The 26,018-nt window shown below is 72.5% G+C and carries 4 protein-coding genes; all 4 read left to right on the top strand.

Going from position 1 to position 26,018, the window contains the following annotated elements; translation table 11 throughout:
- The first annotated feature begins 51 nt into the window (after positions 1 to 51).
- The 4 genes from P3T34_RS05540 to P3T34_RS05525 are packed head-to-tail and all read left to right on the top strand — an operon-like array spanning position 52 to position 26,018.
- Positions 52 to 4,776, top strand: a complete 4,725-nt coding sequence (locus P3T34_RS05540; protein WP_280664857.1) for a non-ribosomal peptide synthetase — start codon at positions 52 to 54, stop codon at positions 4,774 to 4,776.
- On the top strand, positions 4,773 to 7,964 hold the full coding sequence (locus P3T34_RS05535) for an amino acid adenylation domain-containing protein (RefSeq protein WP_280664856.1): 3,192 nt from the start codon (positions 4,773 to 4,775) through the stop codon (positions 7,962 to 7,964). The genes P3T34_RS05540 and P3T34_RS05535 overlap by 4 nt, the downstream gene beginning before the upstream one ends.
- Positions 7,961 to 24,718, top strand: a complete 16,758-nt coding sequence (locus P3T34_RS05530) for a non-ribosomal peptide synthase/polyketide synthase (protein WP_280664855.1) — start codon at positions 7,961 to 7,963, stop codon at positions 24,716 to 24,718. The genes P3T34_RS05535 and P3T34_RS05530 overlap by 4 nt, the downstream gene beginning before the upstream one ends.
- Positions 24,708 to 26,018 carry an MFS transporter gene (locus tag P3T34_RS05525; protein ID WP_280664854.1) on the top strand — a complete coding sequence of 437 codons (1,311 nt, stop codon included), beginning with the start codon at positions 24,708 to 24,710 and terminating at the stop codon, positions 26,016 to 26,018. The genes P3T34_RS05530 and P3T34_RS05525 overlap by 11 nt, the downstream gene beginning before the upstream one ends.

Genomic DNA, 26,018 nt, shown 5'->3' with positions numbered 1-26,018 from the left:
ACTGACGCACGGAGTTCACCGACCGAGAACCCCTGGGGTGAGAGAAAAGCCATGCCCGCGCACGAGTCGGCCCTGGTGCCGCTTTCCCGAGCACAGCACGGAATCTGGCTGGCCCAACAGCTGGATCCGACGAGCAGCGCCTACAATCTGGCTCAGTACACCGACATCCGAGGGCCGTTGACGCTTTCGGTGCTCGACCGGGCGGTCCGGCGACTGGTCGGTGAGGTGGAGACCGCACACGTGCGGCTGCGGCCGGACGGGGTCAGCGCACTGCAGGTGCCGCACGACGGACCGAGCCGGCCCTTGGACTCGGTCGACCTGAGCGGCGAGCGGCTGCCGCGGGAGGCCGCCGAGCGCTGGATGCGCGAGGCGGTCGAGCGGCCGGTCGACCTGCTGGCCGGGCCGCTGTTTTGCACCGCCGTGCTCCGGCTCGCGCCCGACTGGCACTTCCTCTACGTGGGCGGCCACCACATCATCACGGACGGCTTCAGCGGCTCCCTGGTGAGCGCCCGGATCGCGGAGCTCTACACCGCGCTGGAACGCGGCGAGCAGCCCGCCGCCCACTCCTTCGGCACCCTCACCCAGCTGCTGGAGCAGGACGCCGCCTATCGGGCCTCGGAGCGCTTCGAGGAGGACCGGGCGTACTGGCAGGCGCACTTGAGCGACCTGCCCCGGCCCGTCGCGCTGTCCGGTCGGCCGACCGGCTCGATGCTGATGAGCGGGGCGGCCGGCGCGACCCGGCGGACGGGGAGGATCGGCGCCGCGCAGACGGCCGCCGTGCACGCGGCGGCCCGCCGGGCCGGGACCGCCCTGCCCGCGCTGGCGGTCGCCGCGGTGGCCGCCTACATCCAGCGGATGACCGGCGAGTCGAGTGTGGTGCTCGGCCTGCCGGTGACCGCGCGGAGCAACGCGGTGCTGCGCGGCACCCCCGGCATGGTGTCCAACATCGTGCCGTTGCGCCTGGAGGTCGGCGCGGACCTGCGCTGGACCGAGCTGGTGCGAGCCGCCTCGGCCGAGATGAAGCGGGCGCTGCGCCACCAGCGCTACCTCCATCAGGACATGCGCGCCGAACTGGACATCCGTGACGAACTGGGCCGCACCGAGGGCCTGTTCGCGACCCAGGTCAACATCCTGCCGGCCGGCAGCGGGCTGCGGTTCGGTGCCGCCACCGGCACCCAGATCTACCTGGCCGGGCCGGTCGACGACCTGTCCGTCGTGCTCCAGGACCACGGTACCGAGGGCCTGATGCTGGAGGTCGAGGCCAACGCGTCGCGCTACCCGGCTGCTGAGGTGGCCGGCCACCAGCAGCGGCTCGCCGCCTTCCTGTGCGCGGCCGCTGCGGATCCCGAACGCACCGTCGGCCGCACCGAGTTGCTGACGCCGGCCGAGCGCCGCTGGGTGCTGGTCCAGGGCAGGGCCACCTCGCACCGCGAGGATCCGACGGCGACCACGCTCACCGAGCGGTTCGCCGCCCAGGTGGCGCGCACGCCGGACGCGACCGCGCTGAGCTCCGACGGTATCCGGTACAGCTACCGGGAGTTGGACCTGCGAGCCAACCGCCTGGCGCACCGGCTGCTCGCGTCGGGGGTGGCGGCCGAGACGCCCGTGGTGCTGCTGCAGGAGCGCACCCCGGACCTGGTGGTCTCGATGCTGGCCGTGATCAAGGCGGGCGGCGTCTACCTGCCGCTGGACACCCGGCACCCGGTGCAGCGGCTGCGGACCACGGCGCGCGACAGCGGCGCGCTGCTGGTGCTCTGCGACGCCGGCACCCTGGAGCTCGCTGAGCAGCTGGAGCTGCCCGTGGTCGCGGTCGACGCTCCGCGGACCTGGCAGGACGCGCCGGCCACCGAGCCGGCCGTGACCTGCCGGCCGGCCCAGCTGGCGTACGTGATGTACACCTCCGGCTCCACCGGCACGCCCAAGGGCGTCGCCATCTCGCACGAGGACATCCTGGGGCTGGCGCTGGACGCCGTCTGGGACGGTGAGGCGCACCGGCGGGTGCTGTTCCACTCGCCCGCCGCCTTCGACCTGGCGACCTACGAGGTGTGGGTGCCGCTGCTGAACGGCGGCCAGGTCGTCGTCGCGCCGCCCGGCGAACTGGACATCCCCACCCTCGGTGCCGCGCTCGCGCGGCACCGGGTGACCGCGCTCTGGCTCACCGCCGGGCTGCTGCGGCTGGTGGCCGAGGAGGACCCGGGGTGCCTGGCCGGGCTCCGGGAGCTCTGGGCGGGCGGCGACGTGGTGCCCGCCGCGACGGTGCGCCGGCTGCGCGAGGCCTGCCCGGCGCTGGTGGTCGTCGACGGCTACGGTCCGACCGAGGCGACGACCTTCATCACCTACCACCGGCTGGCCGCCACCGACCCGGTGCCCGACCCGGTGCCGATCGGCCGGCCGTTCCAGGGGATGCGCTGCTACGTGCTGGACGAGCGGCTGCGGCCCGTCCCGCCGGGCAGCGTCGGCGAGTTGTACGCCGGCGGCATCGGCCTGGCGCGCGGCTACGTCCGGCACCCGGGTCGTACGGCCGAGCGCTTTGTGGCGGACCCGTTCGCCGGGGGAGCCGCGGGAGCCGGGGGAGGGGCGCGGATGTACCGCACCGGGGACCTGGTGCGCTGGAACGGCGGCGGCGAGCTGGAGTTCGTCGGGCGCAGCGACGACCAGGTGAAGATCCGCGGTTTCCGGATCGAGCCGGGCGAGATCGAGTCCGCGCTGGCCGACTGCCCCGGTGTCGGCCAGGTGGCGGTGGACATCCGCACCGGGCCGCGCGGGGACAAGCGCATCGTCGCCTATCTGGTGGCGCAGACCCCCGAGCAGGCACTGCGGGCCCATGCGGCCGCCACCCTGCCGTCCTACATGGTGCCCGCGGCCTTTGTGCGGCTCGACGCGCTGCCGCTGACCGGCAACGGGAAGGTGGACCGCCGTGCCCTGCCCGCACCGGACTTCGGCGCGCTGGAGGTCGCCGGGCAGGCCCCGGCGACTGCGACCGAGGCGAGCCTGTGCGCGCTGTTCGCCGACGTCCTCGGCCTCGCCTCGGTGGGCGCGGACGGCGGGTTCTTCGAGCTCGGCGGGGACAGCATCATGGCGATCCAGCTGGCCGGCCGGGCCCGGTCGGCCGGCCTGGTGTTCACGCCCCGGGAGGTCTTCGAGCACGGCACGCCGGCCGCGCTGGCCCGGGTCTGCCGCACCGAGCAGGCGGAGCCGGCCCGGGAGCGCGACCCGGACGCCGGCATCGGCCCGGTCCCGGCCACCCCGATCGTCCACCACCTGCGCGCCCTCGGCGGGCCGATCGACGGCTACCACCAGTCCGTGGTGCTGCGCAGCCCGGCCGGTCTGGACGAGCCGACGCTGCACCGGGCGGTGCAGTACCTGCTGGACCGGCACGACGCGCTGCGCCTGCGGCTGGGGCCCGGACAGGCCCTGGGGCCGGTCCGGGACGGCGACTGGCAGCTGTCGGTCGCCCAGCGCGGCGAGGTGTCCGGCAAGGCGTGCGTGAGCCGGGTCGACGTCGAGGGCTCCGGCGCCGCGACGGCGGACCTGGTGCGTGAGGCCCGGCTCCGGGCCGCGCGCGAACTGGCGCCGCAGGACGGCGCGTTGGTCCGCGTGGTCTGGCTGGACCGCGGCCCCGACCTGCCGGGTCGGCTGGTGCTGGTGCTGCACCACCTCTGCGTGGACGGCGTCTCCTGGCGGATCCTGGTGCCCGAACTGGTCGCCGCGTACCAGGCGGAGAGCGCCGGCGCCGCGCCGCGCCTGGACCCGGTCGGCACCCCGCTCAAGGAGTGGGCCGAGCAGCTGGCGGCCGCCGCCGACCAGCCCGGGACGGTCGCCGAACTCGCCTACTGGCAGCAGGAGTCGGCCGGCGACGAGCCGCTGCTGGGCCGCGGCCGGCCGGACCCGGCGCGCGATGTCGTCGCCACGGAGGCCCGGCTGACCCGCACCCTGGCGCCCGAGCTGGCCGAGCCGCTGCTGACCACCGTGCCGGCAGCCTTCTACACCGGCACCACCGAGGTGCTGCTCGCCGGCCTGGCGCTGGCGGTGACCGACTGGCGCGAGCGGCACGGCCGCCCGGACGGCCCGGTCCGGGTGGACCTGGAGGGCCACGGCCGCCAGGGCGAGCGGTACGGCGCCGACCTGACCCGTACGGTCGGCTGGTTCACCGCGCTGTATCCGGTGCGGCTGGTCACCGGCGCCGCGCAGACGGCCGGCGCCTGGGCGGCGGGCCCGGCGGCCGGCGCGCTGATCAAGCGGGTCAAGGAGCAGCTGCGGGCGGTGCCCGGGCACGGTCTCGGCTACGGCCTGCTGCGCCACCTCAACCCGCGGACCGGGCCGCTGCTCGCCGCCGCGCCGACCCCGCAGATCTGCTTCAACTACCTCGGCCGCACATCCCAGATGGAGGCCGACTGGTCGGTGGCCGTCGAGGACGGCGCGCTCGCCGGCGGCGGCGATCCGCTGATGCCGCTCGGCCACCTGCTGGAGATCGACGCGGTCGCCCAGGAGGGGCCGCACGGCAGCGAGTTGAGCGTCAGCTGGCGCTGGCCACGCGCACTCCTCGAGGAGCACGAGGTGGCAGACCTGGCCGACACCTGGCAGCGGGCGCTGGAGGTGCTGGTGCGCCATGGGCAATCGCCCCGGGCGGGCGGGCACACCCCGTCGGACCTGGCGCTGGTGGAGCTGGCGCAGGAGGAGATCGAGGGCTTCGAGGCGGACTTCGCCGCCGACGCGGCCCGGGGCGACGAGTGGGACCAGGACGGGGACGAGGACGCATGGGGGACCGGCCGGTGAGCAAGAACGCGATCGAGGACATCCTGCCCGTCACGCCCGTCCAGGAGGGGCTGCTCTTCCACGCGCTGTACGACGAGAGCTCGGCCGACGTCTACACCGCGCAGTTCGTCTTCGAGCTGCACGGACCGCTGGACCATGCGGCATTGCGGGCCGCCGCGCAGGCCGTGGTCCGCCGTCACCCGGCGCTGCGCAGCGCGTTCCGCCAGCGCCCCACGGGCGAGTGGGTGCAGGTGGTGGCGACCGACGCGCCGCTGCTCTGGCGGGAGTTGGACCTGAGCGCGCTGCCCTCGGCGGAGCGCGGTGCGCGGCTGGAGCGGCTGCTCGCCGACGACCGCACCCACCGCTTCGAGCTCGGCCGGCCCCGGCTCGTCCGGTTCAGCCTGCTGCGCCTGGACCAGGAGCGGCACGTGCTGGTCCTGATGAACCACCACCTGGTGCTGGACGGCTGGTCCACCGCGCAGCTGATGGGCGAGCTGTTCACGCTGTACGCACGCGGCGAAGCAGGCGAAGCGGCCGGTGCGCTGCCCGCCGTCCGCCCGTACCGGGACTTCCTCGGCTGGCTGGGCAAGCAGGACCGGCAGCAGGCGCTCGACGCCTGGCGCTCCGCGCTCGCCGGGGTCGAGGAGCCCACGCTGCTGGCCGGGCAGCAGCACGCCGCCGTGGCCCAGCGGCCCGAGCGGGTCGAGCTGGAGTTCTCCGCCGAGCAGACCCAGGCGCTGCTCGGCACGGCCCGCAGCCACGGGCTGACCCTCAACTCGCTGGTGCAGGGCGCCTGGGGCATCCTGCTCGGCACCCTCACCGGCCGCTCGGACGTGCTGTTCGGCGCCGCCGTCTCCGGCCGTCCGGCGGAGCTCGCGGGGGCCGAGGAGATCGTCGGGCTGCTGATCAACACCGTCCCGGTCCGGGTGCGCCTGGACCGCAACGAGACGGTGGCCGAACTGCTCACGACCGTGCAGGCCGAGCAGGCGGCGCTGACCCCGTACCACCACACCGCCCTCACCGACCTGCATGCCGTCACCGGCCAGAGCGCCCTCTTCGACACCCTCCTGGTCTTCGAGAACTACCCCGTGGACCTGGCGGCGATGCGGCTGCCCGGCGGTCCGGCCGTTGCCGACGTCCAGGTCTGGGACTCCGCCCACTACCCGCTGCGCCTGCTCGTGGTGCCGGGGACCCGGCTGCAGATCACCCTCGACTACCGGCCCGACCTGCTCGACCGAGCGGCGGTGGAGCGGATCGCGCAGCGCCTGCACCGCCTGCTGCCCGCCATGGCGGCGGACCCACGGCGCCCGGTCGCCCGTCTCGACCTGCTCACGGCCGACGAGCGCGAGCTGCTGGAGAGCTGGAACAGCACCGCGCACCCACTTCCTGACCTTCCCGATACGACGCTGCCCGACACCACGCTGCCCGTACTCATCGAGCGGCAGGCCGCCCGCACCCCCGACGCGACGGCCCTGGACGGCCCGGGCGGCAGCCGGACGTACGCGCAACTCAGCGCCGACGTCAACCAGTTGGCGCACCTGCTGGCCGAGCTGGGCGCGGGCCCGGAGACCACGGTCGGCGTCGCCCTGCCGCGTTCGGCGGACCTCCTGCTCGCGCTGCTGGCCGTGCTGAAGAGCGGCGCGGCCTACCTGCCGCTCGATCCCGACTACCCGCCCTCACGCACCGCCGACATCCTCGCCGACGCCGCGCCGCTGCTGGTGCTGACCAGCGCGGCGCTGGCCGCCGCGGTGCCCGCCCACCTTCCGGCGCTGGTCCTGGATGACGAGCAGGTCCAAGCCCGGCTGCGCGCGCAGCCGCGGACCGACCCGGCCTTCGGCCGACCGCACGGCGGCTCGCCGGCCTATGTCATCTACACTTCCGGCTCCACCGGCCGCCCCAAGGGCGTCGTGGTCGAGCACCGCGCGATCGTCAACCGGCTGCTGTGGATGCAGGACCGGTACCGGCTGGACGCCACCGACCGGGTGCTGCAGAAGACCCCAGCCGGCTTCGACGTGTCGGTGTGGGAGTTCTTCTGGCCGCTGATCAGCGGTGCGGCCGTGGTGGTCGCCCCGCCGGGCGCGCACCGCGAGCCCGACCGGCTGGCCCGGCTGATCCAGGACGCCGGCGTGACCACCGCGCACTTCGTTCCCTCGATGCTGCGCGCCTTCGTGGACGAGCTGGCGACCAAGGCCTGCACCAGCCTGCGCCGGGTCTTCAGCAGCGGCGAAGCACTGCCCGCCGAGCTGGTCGGCGACTTCCACGCCGTCTGCGCCGCACCGCTGTTCAACCTCTACGGGCCCACCGAGGCGGCGGTCGACGTCACGCACTGGAGCTGCCCCGCGCAGGGCACACCGGCGGCCGTACCGATCGGGCGTCCGGTCTGGAACACCCGGATCCACGTCCTGGACGCGGCGCTGCGCCCGGTGCCCCCGGGGGTCGTCGGCGAGCTCTACCTGGCCGGCGTCCAGCTCGCTCGCGGCTACCTGGAGCGGCGCGGCCTGACGGCGGAACGTTTCGTCGCCGACCCGTACGGCCCCCCCGGCACCCGGATGTACCGCACCGGGGACCTCGGGGCCTGGGATCAGGACGGCTGCCTGCGCTACGCCGGCCGGACCGACCACCAGGTCAAGATCCGCGGGCAGCGGATCGAGCTGGGCGAGATCGAGGCGGCGCTGGGCCGCCACCCCGGCGTCGCCCAGGCGGCGGTGACCGCGCTGGACTCCCGGCTGACGGCGTACGTACGGCCGGTGGGCCAGGCCGAGGGACTGGCAGCGACGCTCACGCGGTACCTCGCCGAGCACCTCCCGGCCGGCTGGGTGCCGACGGCCTTTGTGCTGCTGGAGGAGTGGCCGCTGACGCCCAGCGGCAAGCTGGACCGCAAGGCGCTGCCGCGCCCCGAGCTCACCGGCTCCGCCGCCGGCCGCGCACCGCGCACCCCGCAGGAGGAGCTGCTCTGCGGGCTGTTCGCCGAGGTGCTCGGCGTCGACCGCGTCACCATCGACGACGACTTCTTCCACCTGGGCGGGCACTCCCTGGTCGCCGCCCGGGTGATCAGTCGGATCCGTACCGCGCTGGAAGTGGACCTGCCGCTCAGCGCCCTGTTCGAACACCCCACCGTGGCGCGCCTCGCCGAGGCCGCCGCCGCACAGTCCGGCATCCCCAAGCGCCCCACTCTGCGCCGGATGCCGCGTCCCGAGGAGGACGAGTGATCCCGCTTTCGTACGGACAGCGCCGGCTCTGGTTCCTGAACCGCCTGGAGGGCGGGGGCGCGCACTACAACATGCCGCTGGCGCTGCGGCTGACCGGCGAGCTGGACACCGCTGCGCTGGCGGCCGCGCTGAACGATGTGGTGGAGCGGCACGAGAGCCTGCGCACGGTCTTCCCCGAGCGTGACGGTGAGCCGCGTCAGCGCATCGTGCCGATGGCGCGGGTGGCGCTGTCGCTGGCGGAACAGGAGTGCGGCGAAGAGGAGTTGGCTGCTCGTCTGGCGGCGGAGGCGGAGTATGCCTTCGACCTCACCAGTGAGCTGCCGCTGCGGCCGGTGCTGTTCGCGCTGGCGCCCGAGGTGCATGTGCTGCTGCTGGTGCTGCACCATGTGGCGGGTGACGGCTGGTCGTTGGCGCCGTTGGCGCGGGATGTGTCGAGGGCGTATGCGGCGCGGGTGGCCGGCGGGGTTCCGGATTGGGAGCCGCTGCCGGTGCAGTACGCGGACTATGCGCTGTGGCAGCGTGAGTTGCTGGGTGAGGAGAGTGACCTGCAGAGTCTGATGACACGTCAGGTCGAGTTCTGGCGCGGGGCGTTGGCGGGCCTTCCGGAGGAGGTGTCGCTGCCGGGGGACCGGCTGCGGCCCGCGGTCGCCGGGGGAGCGGGCGGGAGTGTGCCGTTCGTGGTGCCCGCCGAGGTGCATGCTTCGGTGGTGCGGCTGGCCCGGGAGTGCGGGGCGAGCGTGTTCATGGTGGTGCAGGCGGCGCTGGCCGCTCTGCTGACCCGACTGGGTGCGGGCGAGGACGTGCCGATCGGCTCGCCGATGGCGGGTCGCAGCGAGGAGGCGTTGGAGGAGGCGGTCGGGTTCTTCGTCAACACCCTTGTGCTGCGCACCGATGTGTCGGGCGACCCGACGTTCCGGGAGCTGCTCGGCCGAGTGCGGCAGGGCGACCTGGCCGCGTTCGCACATCAGGACGTCCCGTTCGAGCGGTTGGTCGAGGCGGTGAACCCGCCGCGTTCGATGGGCCGCCACCCGCTGTTCCAGGTGATGCTGGCGTTCCAGAACACCGCGCTGCCCGATCTCGATCTGGCGGACCTGCGGGTGGCGGTGGAGCCCGTGGCGCGATCGGTGGCGAAGTTCGACCTGTCGGTCGATGTGGCGGAGCGTTTTGAGGCCGGCGCGCCGGCGGGTATCGAGGGGTGCGTCGACTACGCCGGTGAGCTGTACGACCGGGAGACGGCTGTCGCCTTCGCGGGCCGGCTGGCCGAATTCCTGGCTGCGGTGGCCGCTGAACCGGATCACCGGATCGGCCACTTCGACCTGGTGACAGTGGATGAGCGCGAGTTGGTGCTGCATCGGTGGAATGACACGGCGCGTCCCGTTCCGGAGGGGTTGATCCATGAGCACTTCGAGCGGCAGGTTGGTGTGGCGCCGGATGCGGTGGCTGTGGCTTGTGAGGGCACCGAGTTGTCGTATGCGGAGTTGAACGCGCGGGCGAATCGCCTGGCGAGGTTGCTGATTGCGCAGGGCGCGGGCCCGGAGCGGTTTGTGGCGCTGGCGTTGCCGCGCAGTGAGTTGATGCTGGTGGCGTTGCTGGCGGTGTTGAAGTCGGGCGCGGCCTATCTGCCGGTGGACCCTGAGTACCCGGCTGACCGGATCGCCTACATGGTGGAGGACGCGGCGCCGGCGTTGGTGCTGACGGTCTCCGCGGTGGCGGGCCGGTTGGCGCTGGGTGACCGGGCGGTGGTGGTGCTGGATGACGCCGGTGTCGAGGCGGAGTTGGCGTTGTGGTCGGACGCTGATGTGGACGACTTCGAGCGGGCCGTGCCGTTGCTGCCTGATCATCCCGCGTATCTGATCTACACGTCGGGTTCGACGGGTCGTCCGAAGGGTGTGGTGATTGCGCACGGTGGTATTCCGAGTCTCGCGCACGCGAAGGTGGAGTGGTATGCGACGACGGTGGAGAGTCGGGTGTTGCAGTTCTCGTCGTTGAGTTTCGACAGTCATGTCTCCGAGGTGTGGGCGGCGTTGCTCGGTGGTGGCCGGTTGGTGGTTGCGCCGTTGGAGCGGATGATGCCGGGTGAGCCGTTGGTGGAGTTGGTGGCGGAGCAGGGTATTACGCATATCGACTTGCCGCCGGCGGGTTTGGCGGTGATGCCGGAGGGTTCGCTGCCGGATGGTGGGACGTTGATTGTCGGGGGTGAGGCGAGTTCTCCGGCGTTGGTGGAGCGGTGGTGGCGCGGTCGGCGGATGATCAACTCGTATGGGCCGACCGAGGCGACGGTGTGCGCGAGTATGAGCGATCCGATCTCCAGCGCGGCGATTCCGCCGATTGGTCGGCCGGTGTGGAACAAGCGGGTCTATGTGCTGGATGCGGGTTTGCGGTTGGTGCCGCCGGGTGTGGTGGGTGAGTTGTATGTGGCGGGTGAGGGTCTGGCGCGGGGGTATCTGGGTCGGCCGGGGCTGACGGCGGAGCGTTTTGTGGCGTGCCCGTTCGCGTCGGGTGAGCGGATGTATCGCACCGGTGATTTGGTGCGGTGGGGTGTGGATGGGCAGTTGGTGTTCCTGGGTCGGGCGGACAGCCAGGTGAAGGTGCGTGGTTTCCGGATCGAGTTGGGTGAGGTGGAGGCTGCGATCTACGCGCTGTCGGGGGTGGCGCAGGCGGTGGTGGTGCTGCATGGGGACGCGGTGGGGGAGCGGCGTCTGGTGGCGTATGTGGTCACTGTGAGCGAGACCGTGGCGGGGTTGCGGGAGCGGTTGGGTCGGGTGCTGCCGGATTACATGGTTCCGTCGGCGTTTGTGCTGGTGGAGGCGTTGCCGTTGATGCCGAACGGGAAGGTGGATCGGCGGGCGTTGCCGGAGCCGGAGTTCGCGGCGGTGGGGGCCGGTCGTGGTCCGCGCAGCCCGCGGGAGGAGATCCTGTGCGGGCTGTTCGCCGAGGTGCTGGGCGTTGACCGGGTCGGGATCGACGACGGGTTCTTCGAGTTGGGTGGGCATTCGCTGCTGGCGACCCGTCTGGCGAGTCGGGTGCGCTCGGTGCTGGGAGTGGAGTTGCCGCTGCGTGCGCTGTTCGAGGCCCCGACGGTCGCTGCCCTGGCCACGGCCCTGGAGGGTGAGGAAGCCAGTGCCCGGCCGGCGTTGCGGCCGGTGGTGCGTCCCGAGCGGTTGCCGGTCTCCTTCGCGCAGCGGCGGTTGTGGTTCCTGAACCGCCTCGAACCGGACAGCGGTGCCTACAACATGCCGCTCGTCCTGCGGCTGACCGGCGAGTTGGACACCGCCGCGCTGGCCGCCGCGCTGAACGACGTGCTGGAGCGGCACGAGAGCCTGCGCACGGTCTTCCCCGAACGTGACGGCGAGCCGCATCAGTTCGTCCTGCCGATGGCGCGGGTGGCGCTGTCGCTGGCGGAGCAGGACTGCACCGAGGAGGAGTTGACCGCGCGGCTGGCCGCCGAGGCGGGGTGCGCCTTCGACCTCACCAGTGAACTGCCGCTCCGGCCGGTGCTGTTCGCGCTGGCGCCCGAGGTGCATGTGCTGGTGTTGGTGCTGCACCATGTGGCGGGTGACGGCTGGTCGTTGGCGCCGCTGGCCCGCGACGTCTCGACCGCCTACACCGCCCGGACCACCGGCACCGCCCCCGTCTGGCAGCCGCTGCCCGTGCAGTACGCGGACTATGCGTTGTGGCAGCGTGAGTTGCTGGGTGAGGAGAGTGACCCGCAGAGTCTGATGGAACGTCAGGTCGATTTCTGGCGTGGGATCTTGGTCGATCTTCCGGAGGAGGTGTCGCTGCCGGGGGACCGGCTGCGGCCCGCGGTAGCCGGGGGTGCGGGCGGGAGTGTGCCGTTCGCGGTGCCCGCCGAGGTGCACGCTTCGGTGGTGCGGCTGGCCCGGGAGTGCGGGGCGAGCGTGTTCATGGTGGTGCAGGCGGCGCTGGCCGCGCTGCTGACCCGCCTCGGTGCCGGAGAGGACATCCCGATCGGCTCCCCGATCGCCGGCCGCACCGACGACGCCCTCGAAGACGCCGTCGGGTTCTTCGTCAACACCCTTGTACTGCGCACCGATGTCTCGGGCGACCCGACCTTCCGGGACCTCGTGGCCCGGGTGCGGCAGGCCGACCTTTCGGCCTTCGCCCATCAGGACGTCCCGTTCGAACGCCTGGTCGAGGTGCTGAACCCGCCGCGTTCGATGGGCCGCCACCCGCTGTTCCAGGTGATGCTGGCGTTCCAAAGCACTGCTCTGCCCGAACTCGACCTGCCGGGCCTGCGGGTGGCGGCGGAGCCGGTGGAGCGCTGGGCGGCGAAGTTCGACCTGTCGCTCGATGTGGCCGAGCGTTTCGAGGCCGGCGCGCCGGCGGGTATCGAGGGCTGCGTCGACTACGCCGGTGAGCTGTACGACCGGGAGACGGCTGTCGCCTTCGCGGACCGCCTGTCCGCCCTGCTGGCCGCGCTGACCGCCCAACCGGACCACACCATCGGCCGGTTCGACCTCGCCGACGACGCCGAACGCCACCTCGTGCGCGACGAGTGGAACGACACCGCACACCCCGTCCCGGCCGGCACCCTGACGTCCTTCATCGAGGCCCAGGCGGACCGCACCCCCGACGCGCCGGCCCTGCTGTTCGGCGACACGGTGCTCAGCCACCGCGAACTGTCCGCTCGGGCCAACCGCCTGGCCCGCCACCTGGTCGGCCTCGGCGCCGGCCCCGAGCGCACCGTGGCCGTCGCGCTGCCCCGCTCACCCGAGCTGGTGGTCGCGCTGCTCGCGGTGCTGAAGTCGGGCGCGGCCTACCTGCCGGTCGACCCCGACTACCCGGCCGACCGGATCGCCTACATGCTGCAGGACGCCGCGCCGGTGGCCGTCCTCACCTGCCGCGAGCTGGCCGGCGTCCTGCCTGCCACTGTTCCAACGGCCGGGGGTCGCCGCCTGGTGCTGGACGACCCGGCCGAGGCCGCCACGTACGCACACCACCAGGACCACCACCTCGGCGACCAGGAGCGGACCGCGCCGCTGCTGCCCGCCCACCCCGCCTACCTGATCTACACCTCCGGATCGACCGGCCGCCCCAAGGGCGTCGCCGTCCCGCACGACGCGATCGTCAACCGCCTGCTCTGGATGCGCGAGCAGTACGGCATCGGCCCCGCCGACCGGGTGCTGCAGAAAACCCCGTCGAGTTTCGACGTCTCGGTCTGGGAGTTCTTCCTGCCGCTGCTCTCCGGCGCCGCCCTGGTGGTGGCCCCGCCCGGCGCCCACCGCGAGCCGGCCCGGCTCGCCGCGGAGATCCGGCGCCACGGCGTCACCCTCACGCACTTCGTGCCGTCGATGCTGCACGCCTTCGTCGCCGAGCCCGCCGCCGCCGGCTGCACCAGCCTTCGGCATGTGGTGTGCAGCGGCGAGGCCCTCCCCACCGACCTGCTGTCCCGCTACCGCCACGTTCTGGGGGCCGACCTCCACAACCTCTACGGCCCGACCGAGGCGGCCGTCGACGTCACCTACCACCGGGCGGCCGACCGCGAGAACGGAGGCACCGTGCCGATCGGCCGGCCGGTGTGGAACACCCGGGTCTTCGTCCTGGACCGCGACCTGCGGCCGCTGCCGCCCGGCGTGGCCGGCGAGCTCTACCTGGCCGGCGACCAGCTCGCGCGCGGCTACGCCGGCCGGCCCGCGCTGACCGCCGAGCGCTTCGTCGCCAACCCGTTCACCCCCGGCACCCGGATGTACCGCACCGGCGACCTCGTGCGCTGGAACCGGGACGGCGCCCTGGTCTTCCTCGGCCGCGCCGACCACCAGGTGAAGCTGCGCGGCCTGCGCATCGAACTGGACGAGATCGCCACCGTGCTCGCCGGCGCCCCCGGCGTCTCCTGGGCGACCGCCCTGGTGCACGAGCGCGCCGAGGGCGACCAGTTCCTCGCCGCGTACCTGGTCTCCGACGGCAGCTGCGCCGAGGCGGAACTGCGGGCGCACCTGGCCGCCGCGCTGCCGGACTACATGGTGCCGTCGGTCTTCGTGCCGATCGACGAGGTGCCGCTGTCGCCCAGCGGCAAGCTGGACCGCAAGGCGCTGCCCGTCCCCGTTCCGATGACCGGCACCCCGCACCGGGCGCCCGCCGGCGCGACGGAGGAGATCCTATGCGGCGTCTTCGCCGACCTGCTCGGACTCGACACCGTGGGCGTGGACGACAACTTCTTCGAGCTCGGCGGCCACTCCCTCCTCGCCACCCGACTCGTCAGCCGCATCCGCACCGTCCTCGGCACCGAAGTCGACCTGCGCGCCGTCTTCGAAGCCCCCACCGTCGCCGCCCTCGCCGGCTGCCTCACGCAGGACGCCATCACCCGCCCGGCCCTGGCAGCCGTCACCCGCCCCGAGGTCATCCCGCTCTCGCACGCCCAGCAGCGCCTCTGGTTCCTCGCCCAACTCGAAGACCAACTCGAAGGCCCCAGCGCCACCTACAACATCCCAGCCGCCTGCCGCCTCTCCGGTCCCCTCGACCGCGACGCTCTGCGCCTCGCCCTGGGCGACGTCGTCACCCGCCACGAACTCCTGCGCACCATCTACCCGTTCGGCAACGGGCAGCCCCAGCAGGAGATCCTGGCGGGCTCGACCGTCGACCTGCCGCTCATCACGATCGACACCACCCCCGCCGCACTGGCCGAGGCCCTCGCCGCCGAGGACTCCCGCGGGTTCGACCTGAGCACCGAACTCCCGCTGCGCGCCACGCTCTTCGCGATCGACGCGGAGGAGCACGTCCTCCTGCTGACACTGCATCACATCGCGGGAGACGGCTGGTCCTTGATGCCGCTGGCCCGTGACCTCTCCACCGCCTACTCCGCACGCTGCGAAGGCCGCGCCCCCACCTGGGAGCCGCTGCCGATCCAGTATGCCGACTACACCCTCTGGCAGCGCCGACTGCTCGGCGACGCCACCGACCCCGACAGCCGCCTGAGCGAGCAACTGGACTACTGGCGCCAGGCGTTGGCCGACCTGCCCGACGAGCTCACGCTCCCCGCCGACCGCCCCCGGCCGGCCGTCGCCACCCACCAGGGCGCCACCGTCCCCGTAGCCATCCCCGCGCACACCCACGAGCAGCTCGCCAAACTCACCCGCACCCACGGCGCCACCCTCTTCATGGGCCTGAACGCCGCCCTCGCCACCCTGCTCTCCCGCCTCGGCGCCGGTACCGACATCCCCATCGGCACACCCATCGCCGGACGCACCGACGAAGCCACCCATGACCTGATCGGCTTCTTCGTCAACACCCTCGTCACCCGCACCGACCTGAGCGGCAACCCGACCTTCGGCGACCTGCTCCAGCAGACCCGCGACACCCTGCTGGCTGCCTACGGCCACCAGGACCTCCCCTTCGACCACCTCGTGGAGGCTCTCAACCCCACCCGCTCGCTCGCCCGCCACCCCCTCTTCCAGACCCTCCTCATCCTCCAGAACACCACCGTCCCCAGCCTTGAACTCACCGGGCTGACGGCACGGCCCGAGGCCATCGGCACCGCGACCGCCAGGTTCGACCTCGCCTTCGACCTCTCGGAGCAGTTCGACCCCGAAACAGGCCCCGCCGGCATCACCGGCACCCTCACCTACGCCACCGACCTCTTCGACCCCGAGACCGCCGCGCAGCTCGCCCATCGCTTCACCGAGCTGCTGCACACGCTCACCGCCACGCCCGACCGCCCGGTCACCCGCGCCGACATCCTCACCGCGGACGAGCGCCGGACGCTGCTGGGGAGTTGGAACGACACCGCCCGCGAGCTGCCCGAGGCCACGCTGCCCGAGCTGTTCCAGGCCCAGGCCGCCCGCACGCCCAACGCGGTCGCGGTGGCCTTCGACGGAGACGATCTGACCTATCGTCAGCTGAACGCCCGGGCCAACCGGTTGGCCCGGCTGCTGGTGCTGGAGCGCGGGGTGCGGGCGGAGTCACTGGTCGCCGTCGCGATGGACCGGTCCGCCGACCTGGTGGTCACGCTGCTGGCCGTCCTCAAGGCCGGCGGAGCGTACCTGCCGATCGACCCGGACTACCCGGCCGCCCGCATCGCGCACACACTCACCGACGCCGCACCCCTCCTGACGATCACCCGGCAGAACTCCCTGCCGGGCGCCGAGGGACCGCTGCTGGCACTGGACGACCCACGCACCCTGGCCGCGCTGGAGCAGACCGACAGCCACGACCTCACGGACGCCGAACGCTGCCGGCCGCTGCGCCCTGCGCACCCCGCGTACGTCATCTACACCTCGGGATCCACCGGCCGCCCCAAGGGCGTTGTGGTGTCGCACCGGGCCCTGGCCAACTTCCTGACCGACCTGGGCACCCGGTTCCCGCTGACCGAGCGGGACCGGTGGATGGCGGTGACCACCGTCGCCTTCGACATCGCCGCACTGGAGCTGTACCTGCCGCTGATCAGCGGCGCCCGCGTCGTCCTGGCCGACCGCCCGACCGTGCTCGACCCCGCAGCGCTGACCACACTGCTGCACGACGCCGGCGCCACCATCATGCAGGCCACCCCCTCGCTGTGGCAGGCGCTGCTGGCTCAGTCGGCCGGCAGTTCAACCAGCCTTCCCCCGCTGCGCGTTCTGGTCGGCGGCGAGGCGCTGCCCGCCCCGCTGGCCGCCGCCCTGCGGCCCATCGGCGAGACCACCAACCTCTACGGCCCCACCGAGACGACCATCTGGTCCACCACCCACCGACTCGATCGGCCATCGATCACGGGCAACCCCTCCATCGGCCGACCCATCGCCAACACTCGCGCGTACGTGCTGGACAGCGCTCTGCGCCCCGTCCCCACCGGCGTGGCCGGCGACCTCTACCTCGCCGGCCACGGTCTGGCCCGCGGCTACCTCAACCGGCCCGCCCTCACCGCCGAACGCTTCATCGCCTGCCCCTTCGGCGCACCGGGCGACCAGATGTACCGCACCGGCGACCTCGCCCGCTGGCGGGCGGACGGCACGCTCGACTACCTCGGCCGCACCGACCACCAGATCAAGATCCGCGGCTTCCGCGTCGAACTCGGCGACATCGAGGCCGCCCTCACCACCCACCCGACCGTCACCCAGGCCACCGTCCTCCTCCGCGAGGACACCCCCGGAGACTCCCGACTCGTCGGCTATGCCACCGCCGCCACCGAGGTCGACCCGGCCGAACTCCGCGCACACCTACGGCAGATGGTGCCCGACTACATGGTCCCCTCGGCCATTGTCGTGCTGGCCGCCTTCCCACTGACCGACAACGGCAAGCTCGACCGCAAGGCCCTCCCCGCGCCCGACTACGCCCTCCGCGGTGGCGGGCGGGGACCCGCCAGCGCGCGGGAGGAGATCCTCTGCGGCGTCTTCGCCGATGTGCTCGGAGTCGACCAAGTCGGGGTCGACGACAGCTTCTTCGAGCTGGGCGGACACTCGCTGCTGGCAACCCGCCTGGTGAGCAAGGTGCGTGCGGTGCTCGGGGTCGAACTGCCGCTGCGCGCACTGTTCGAGGCGCCGACCGTCGCCGCTCTGGCCACCGCCCTGGAAGGCGAGCAAGCCGGTGCCCGGCCCGCACTGCTGCCGGCCGTCCGCCCCGAACACCTGCCGGTCTCCTTCGCCCAGCGCCGACTCTGGTTCCTCAACCGGCTCGCTCCGGACAGCGGCGCCTACAACATGCCGCTGGCGCTGCGACTGACCGGAAAGCTGGACCGGCCCGCGCTGATCGCGGCACTGGCGGACGTGGTGGAGCGGCACGAGAGCCTGCGCACGGTCTTCCCCGAGCACGACGGCGAGCCGGAGCAGGCGGTGCGAAGCGCCGCCGCGGCCACCGTCCCGCTGGACCTACGGGAGATCGGCGCGGCGCAGCTGCCGGCTGCACTGCACGCGGCCGTCCACCAGGGCTTCGACCTCTCGACCGAACTGCCGCTGCGGGTCCACCTGTTCGACATCGGGACGGACGTCAATGTGCTGCTCCTTGTGCTGCACCATGTGGCGGGTGACGGCTGGTCGCTGGCCCCGCTGGCCCGCGACGTCTCGACCGCCTACGCCGCCCGGACCGCCGGCACAGCACCCGCCTGGCAGCCGCTGCCGGTGCAGTACGCGGACTACGCGCTGTGGCAGCGCGAACTCCTCGGCGAGGAGTCCGACCCGGACAGCGTGCTGGCCCGCCAGGTCGACTACTGGAGCAAGGCCCTGGCCGGCCTGCCCGACGAGGTGACCCTGCCCGGCGACCGCCTGCGACCCGTCGGCACCGAAGGCGGGGGCGCGAGCGTGCCGTTCACCCTGCCCGCCCCGGCACACGCGACCCTGGTGCGGCTGGCCCGGGAGTGCGGCGCGAGCGTGTTCATGGTGGTGCAGGCGGCGCTGGCCGGCCTGCTGGCCCGACTCGGCGCCGGAGAGGACATCCCGATCGGCTCCCCGATCGCCGGCCGCACCGACGAAGCCCTCGAAGACGCCGTCGGGTTCTTCGTCAACACCCTCGTCCTGCGGACCGACGCCTCCGGCAATCCCACCTTCCGCGAACTCGTGGCCCGGGTACGGGATACCGACCTGGCGGCCTTCGCGCACCAGGACCTCCCCTTCGAACGGGTGGTGGAGGCACTCAACCCGCCGCGTTCGATGGGGCGCCACCCGCTCTTCCAGATCATGCTGGCGTTCCAGAACACCGCCCTGCCCACCCTCGGTCTCCCCGAACTCGCGGTCACGGCAGAGCTCCTGGGCCGCGCCACCGCGAAGTTCGATCTCTCGCTCGACGTCACGGAAGGCTTCGAGGCCGGTACTCCCGCCGGTCTCAACGGCATCCTCGACTACTCCACCGACCTCTACGACCAGCACACCGCTGCCTCCTTCGTAGGTCGGCTGGCCGCCTTCCTCACCGCGGTCGGCACCGAACCCGACCACCCCATCGGCCACTTCGACCTCGTCACGCCGGCGGAGCGCGAGCTTGTCCTGCAGCGGTGGAACGACACGGCGCGACCCGTCCCACCGGGGCTGATCCATGAGCACTTCGAGCGGCAGGTCCGGTCGGCGCCGGACGCCATCGCGGTCGCCTATGAGGGCACCGAGTTGTCGTATGCGGAGTTGAACGCGCGGGCGAATCGCCTGGCGAGGTTGCTGATCGCGCAGGGCGCCGGTCCGGAGCGGTTTGTGGCGCTGGCGTTGCCGCGCAGTGAGTTGATGCTGGTGGCGTTGCTGGCGGTGTTGAAGTCGGGTGCGGCATATCTCCCCGTCGACCCCGAGTATCCGGCCGACCGGATCGCCTACATGCTGGACGACGCCGCGCCGGCCCTGGTGCTGACGGTCTCCGCCGTGGCCGACCAGCTGCCTCCGGGCGATCGGACGGTGGTGGTACTGGACCGGGCTGGCGTCCTGGCCGAGTTGGCCGTTCAGTCCGAGGCCGACGTCGCGGATGTCGAGCGGGCCCGCCCGCTGCTGGCGGCGCACCCCGCCTACCTGATCTACACCTCCGGCTCCACCGGTCGTCCGAAGGGTGTGGTGATTGCGCACGGTGGTATTCCGAGTCTCGCGCACGCGAAGGTGGAGTGGTATGCGACGACGGTGGAGAGTCGGGTGTTGCAGTTCTCGTCGTTGAGTTTCGACAGTCATGTCTCCGAGGTGTGGGCGGCGTTGCTCGGTGGTGGCCGGTTGGTGGTTGCGCCGTTGGAGCGGATGATGCCGGGTGAGCCGTTGGTGGAGTTGGTGGCGGAGCAGGGTATTACGCATATCGACTTGCCGCCGGCGGGTTTGGCGGTGATGCCGGAGGGTTCGCTGCCGGATGGTGGGACGTTGATTGTCGGGGGTGAGGCGAGTTCTCCGGCGTTGGTGGAGCGGTGGTGGCGCGGTCGGCGGATGATCAACTCGTATGGGCCGACCGAGGCGACGGTGTGCGCGAGTATGAGCGATCCGATCTCCAGCGCGGCGATTCCGCCGATTGGTCGGCCGGTGTGGAACAAGCGGGTCTATGTGCTGGATGCGGGTCTGCGGTTGGTGCCGCCGGGTGTGGTGGGTGAGTTGTATGTGGCGGGTGAGGGTCTGGCGCGGGGGTATCTGGGTCGGCCGGGGCTGACGGCGGAGCGTTTCGTCGCCGACCCGTTCACCCCCGGTGCCCGGATGTATCGCACCGGTGATTTGGTGCGGTGGGGTGTGGATGGGCAGTTGGTGTTCCTGGGTCGGGCGGACAGCCAGGTGAAGGTGCGTGGTTTCCGGATCGAGTTGGGTGAGGTGGAGGCTGCGATCTACGCGCTGTCGGGGGTGGCGCAGGCGGTGGTGGTGCTGCATGAGGACGCGGTGGGGGAGCGGCGTCTGGTGGCGTATGTGGTCACTGCGAGCGAGACCGTGGCGGGGTTGCGGGAGCGGTTGGGTCGGGTGCTGCCGGATTACATGGTTCCGTCGGCGTTTGTGCTGGTGGAGGCGTTGCCGTTGATGCCGAACGGGAAGGTGGATCGGCGGGCGTTGCCGGAGCCGGAGTTCGCGGCGGTGGGGGCCGGTCGTGGTCCGCGCAGCCCGCGGGAGGAGATCCTGTGCGGGCTGTTCGCCGAGGTGCTGGGCGTTGACCGGGTCGGGATCGACGACGGGTTCTTCGAGTTGGGTGGGCATTCGCTGCTGGCGACCCGTCTGGCGAGTCGGGTGCGCTCGGTGCTGGGAGTGGAGTTGCCGCTGCGTGCGCTGTTCGAGGCCCCGACGGTCGCTGCCCTGGCCACGGCCCTGGAGGGTGAGGAAGCCAGTGCCCGGCCGGCGTTGCGGCCGGTGGTGCGTCCCGAGCGGTTGCCGGTCTCCTTCGCGCAGCGGCGGTTGTGGTTCCTCAACCGCCTCGAACCGGACAGCGGCGCCTACAACATGCCGCTCGTCCTGCGGCTGACCGGCGAGCTGGACACCGCCGCGCTGGCCGCCGCGCTGAACGACGTGCTGGAGCGCCACGAGAGCCTGCGCACGCTCTTCCCGGAGGTCGCGGGCGAGCCCGAGCAGGTCGTCCTCCCCACCGACGTCGTACGGATCGAGCTTCCCCTCCTCGACCTGTCCGCCGCTGCTGCTGCTGCTGCCGCGTCGCTGGACCAGTTGGTGGCCGCGGAGACGACCCGTCCGTTCGACCTGACAGCGCAAGCCCCGCTGCGGGCCCGGGTGTTCCGGACCGCCGACGACGAGCACGTGCTGCTCCTGGTGGCCCACCACATCGTCAGCGACGGCTGGTCGACCGCACCGCTGGTGCGCGACCTCACCGCCGCCTACACGGCCCGCCGAGGGGGCGGCGCCCCGCAGTGGGCCGAACTCCCCGTGCAGTACGCGGACTACACGCTGTGGCAGCGCGAGCTGCTCGGCGACGAGTCCGACCCGGACAGCCTGACGGCACATCAACTCGCTTACTGGCAGCAGGAACTAGACGGCCTTCCGGATGAACTTCCGCTGCCGGCGGACCGCCCGCGCCCGGCCTACCCGAGTGGCGAGGGCGGTACGGTGCCGGTGCGGATCGAGGCCGAACTGCACGCGCGGATCGTCGAGTTGGCCCGCCGGACGCACACCACCGCCTTCATGGTCCTGCAGGCCGCGATGGCCGGCTGGCTGAGCGCGCTGGGTGGCGGCGAGGACGTCCCGATCGGCACCCCGGTGGCCGGCCGCACCGACGAGGCGGTCCACGACCTGGTGGGGTTCTTCGTGAACACGCTGGTACTGCGTACCGATCTGTCGGGCGACCCGACGTTCCGGGAACTGCTCGGCCGGGTGCGGGAGGCCGACCTGACGGCCTTCGCGCACCAGGACCTCCCGTTCGAACGGCTGGTTGAGGTGCTGAACCCGCGGCGTGTGATGGCACGGCATCCGCTCTTCCAGGTGATGCTCGCGCTGCAGAACACCGCGTCGGCTCGGATCGAGCTCGACGGCCTGACGGCCCGGCCGGTCCAGGTGACCGGCGCGGCTGCGAAGTTCGACCTGTCGCTGACCCTCGCCGAGCGCTTCGGCGACGGGGATGGTGTTCTCGGTCTCGACGGTCTCGACGGTGAACTCGACTACTCGGCGGACTTGTTCGACCGCGAATCGGCGGAGTTCCTGGCGGTCTCGTTCGTGCGGTTCCTGGGTTCGGTGGTGGCTGTGCCCGATCGGCGGGTCGGTGGGGTGGAGCTGCTGTCGGCGCCGGACCGCGCCGAGGTACTGCGGCAGGGTGCGGGTTCGGAGGTGGCGATGCCGGAGGGAGAGTCCTTGGGCTCGCTGTTCGCGGCGCGGGCGGCGGCGACGCCGGATGCGGTGGCCGTGATCGGCTGGGGTGTCGAGCTCTCGTACAGTGAACTGGCGCTTCAAGCCCATGAGTTGGCTGGTCGGTTGATGGAGATGGGTGCGCGGCCCGGGGCCCGGGTGGCCCTGCTGCTGCCCCGCTCGGTGGACTGGGTGCTCGCTCAGCTCGCGGTCACCCTGACCGGAGCCGCCTGGCTGCCCTTGGACCCGGGCCTGCCTTCCGGCCGGATCGCCGCTGTGCTGGAGGAGGCCACCCCGGCGCTGGTAGTCGCGGTGGACGCGACGGCGGACCTGCTCCCGCCGGGCCTGCCGAAGCTGCTGCTGGACAGGGCCCCCGAACCGCCCTACGCGCCGGTGCACCTGCCGGTGCCAGTGCCGGTGCCAGTGCCGGGCTCTGAGGCGGCCTACGTCATCTACACCTCCGGCTCGACCGGCCGTCCCAAGGGCGTGCTGGTGTCGCAGCGCGCGGTGGCCAACCAGCTGCTGTGGATGGCCGATCGCTTCCCCATCGGCGACGGCGACCGTGTCCTGGCCCGCACCTCGCCCGGCTTCGACGCCGCCGTCTGGGAGACCTGGCTGCCCCTGCTCACCGGCGCGACGGTGGTCCTCGTCGACGACCGGACCGCGAAGGATCCCGAGCAGCTGGTCCGCGCGTTGAGCGAACTGCGAGTCACCGTGGCCCAGTTCGTCCCCACCCTGCTCGCCGCACTCCTCGAGGCACCGCAGGCCCACCAGGTCTCCGGTCTGCGGCGGGTGTTCGTGGGCGGCGAGGCCTTTCCGGCCCAACTCGCCGACCAAGTACGCCAGATCTGGGGTGTCGAACCGGTCAACCTCTACGGACCGACCGAGACGACCATCCAGATCACCGCCGGCACAGCCGGCACACCCGCTAGCCTCTCCGGTGCTCTGGTGCCGATCGGCCGACCGGTCCGGAACACCGGCCTGTACGTGCTGGACGCCGGTCTGCGGCTGGTGCTGCCGGGTGTGGTGGGCGAGTTGTACGTGGCGGGCGAAAGCCTGGCCCGCGGCTACCTCGCCCGCCCCGACCTGACCGCCGAACGCTTCGTCGCCAACCCGTTCACCCCGGGTACCCGCATGTACCGCACCGGTGACCTGGTGCGGTGGGGTGCGGACGGGCAGCTGCTCTTCGTCGGCCGCGCCGACCGGCAGGTGAAGGTGCGCGGCTTCCGGATCGAACTCGGCGAGATCGAGCACGTGCTGGCCGGACATCCGGACGTCAGTCGGGTCGCCGTCGTGGTGCGCGAGGCCGCCGAGGGGGACGAGGGGGCACCCCCGGCCGGAGGCTGGGGGAGTGTGGTCGCCTACGTCGTCCCCACGGGCGAGGCGTTCGACCCGGACCGGCTGCGGGCCCACGCCCTCGCGCTGCTGCCCGGGTACATGATCCCCTCGGCCTTCGTCCGACTCGACACCCTGCCCGTCACCCGCAACGGCAAGCTCGACATCCACGCTCTCCCCGCCCCGGGCATCGAGCGGACGGCCCCGGGCCGGGTGCCGGCCGATCCGCAGGAGATCGTGCTCTGCGCCCTCTTCGCCGATGTGCTCGGCGTGCCGGAGGTCGGCCCGGACGATGACTTCTTCGCCCTCGGCGGCCACTCCCTGCTGGCCGTCCGGCTGATGAGCGCCGTCCAGCGGACCTTCGGTGCCGGGCTCGACCTGCGCGCGCTCTTCGAGACGCCGACCGCGGCGGGACTCAGCGCCCGGCTCGGCCGGCAGTCGGACGGTCAGCGCTCGGACGGCCGGCAGTCGGACGGCGATCCGCTCGACCTGCTGCTGCCGCTGCGCGCCCGTGGCACCGCGGCACCGCTGTTCTGCGTGCACCCGGTGATGGGCCTCAGCTGGGGCTACGCAGCCCTGCTGAGCCGGCTGGACCCGCAGCGACCGCTGTACGGGCTCCAGGCGAACGGCATCCGCCGGCCGGACGCCCGCCCGGCCTCCATCAGGGCGATGGCGCGGGAGTACGTCGCGCGGATCCGCGAGGTGCAGCCCTCGGGCCCGTACCACCTGCTCGGCTGGTCACTGGGTGGCACGGTCGCCCATGCCATGGCCGAACTGCTCCAGCGTGACGGCGAGCAGGTGGCGTTCCTGGCGCTGCTCGACTCCTACCCGACCGCCGTCGCACCGCACCCGGACGCCCGCGACGCGGAGGCGGTGGACGAGGTACTGGCCGCGCTGCTGCCCGCCGCGGGGCCCGCCGTACACGAGCTGGTGGAGCAGGGCGCCGACCGGCAGCAGATCCTGGCCCTGCTGCGCGAGGAGCACGCGCGACGGCTCCAGGTGGACGAGCAGGAGGTGGCCGCAGTGCTGGACACAGCGGTGCACAGCAGCCGCCTGGTGCTCGACCACGTGCCCGGCACGGTGGACGGCGACCTCGTCTTCGTCACGGCGACCGCCGGTCGCCCCGCCGACGCGCCGACCGCGCGCGCCGCCTGGCAGGCGCACCTGACCGGCGAGATCCACGAGTACCGCGTCGACTGCCGGCACGCCGAGCTGCTCGGGCCGGAGGGCCTGGCCGGGCTCGGCCGGATGCTCACCGAGAGGCTCGGCCATGACGCGTGACCTGACAGACCGTGACCCGACAGACCGGCATGTCGTGGCCGGCGACCCGACGGACGGCCGACGGGGCATCAGGCCGCTGCTGGCCGACCGGAACGTCCGCTGGTTCCTGCTGGGACAACTCGTCTCGGTGCTCGGTGACACGATGCTCTGGCTGGTGGCCGGGATCTGGGTCAAGGAGCTGACCGGGAGCAACTCGGCGGCCGCGCTCGCCTTCTTCCTGGTGATCGTCGGCACGCTCTGTGCCCCGCTCGGCGGCATGGTCGCCGACCGCTACCGCCGGCGCCGGCTGCTCCTGGTGCTCAACCTGGCGACCGCCGCCGTGCTCCCGGTGCTGCTGCTGGTCCACAGCAGCGGCCGGGTCTGGCTGGTCTACCTGGTGATGCTGCTCTACGGCCTGTCCAACAGCTTCCTCGATCCCGCGCAGGCCGGCCTGCTGCGCGTGCTGGTCCCCGAGGAGCGGCTGGGCGACGCCAACGGCCTGCTGCAGACCGCCAAGCAGTCGCTGCGGCTGGTCTCCCCGCTGGCCGGGGCCGGACTGTTCGCCGCGCTCGGCGCCCATGCCGTGGTGCTGGTGGACACCGGTACCTTTCTGGTCGCGGCGGCCACCCTGCTGGCTGTGCGACTGCACGAGGATGCGCCGTCGTCCAGCGGCAGCGGGTGGCGCACCGACATCACCGAGGGCATCCGGCATCTGGCGAACACTCTCGTGCTGCGGCAGCTCAGCATCGGCTGCGCGCTGACCATGGTGGGGATGGGCCTGGCCGAGACGGTCGGGCTCGCCGTGGTCGGTGACGGGCTGGGGCGGCCGCCGGCCTTCCTCGGCGTGCTGCTGGTCGGCCAGGGGGCCGGAGCGGTGCTGGCCGGGCTGACCGCAGGCCGGATCGCCCGGCGGATCGGGGACGGCCCGCTGGTCGCCGCGGGCATGGCCTCCTTCGGGCTCGGCGCGCTGCTGCAGACCGTGCCGTCGGTGGCCGTGGTGGCGACCGGCATGGTGCTGTGCGGGGCCAGCATGCCGTGGATCGCGATCGGGCTGACCACGATCGGTTTCCGCCACACGCCGCCGGAGCTGGTCGGGCGGGTCTACGCCGGGTTCACCCTCATCATGACGGTGCCGCAGGTGCTGGCGATGGCCGTCGGCGCCGCACTGATCGCCGCGGTGGACTTCAGGGTGGTGCTGGTGGGAATGGCGGTCACAGTGGCCGCGGCCGCCGGGTACCTCTTCACCCGCCCCGAGCAGCGGTGGGCGAAGGTGGACGACGAGGCGGTGCGTGAAGCCGTGAGTGAGACGGAACCGGTGTGA

The sequence above is a fragment of the Kitasatospora sp. MAP12-44 genome, from assembly GCF_029892095.1.
In the GTDB taxonomy this organism is placed as follows: Bacteria; Actinomycetota; Actinomycetes; order Streptomycetales; family Streptomycetaceae; genus Kitasatospora.
The sequence above is the reverse complement of the archived record's forward strand: the minus strand, read 5'-3'. Positions and strand labels throughout refer to the sequence as shown.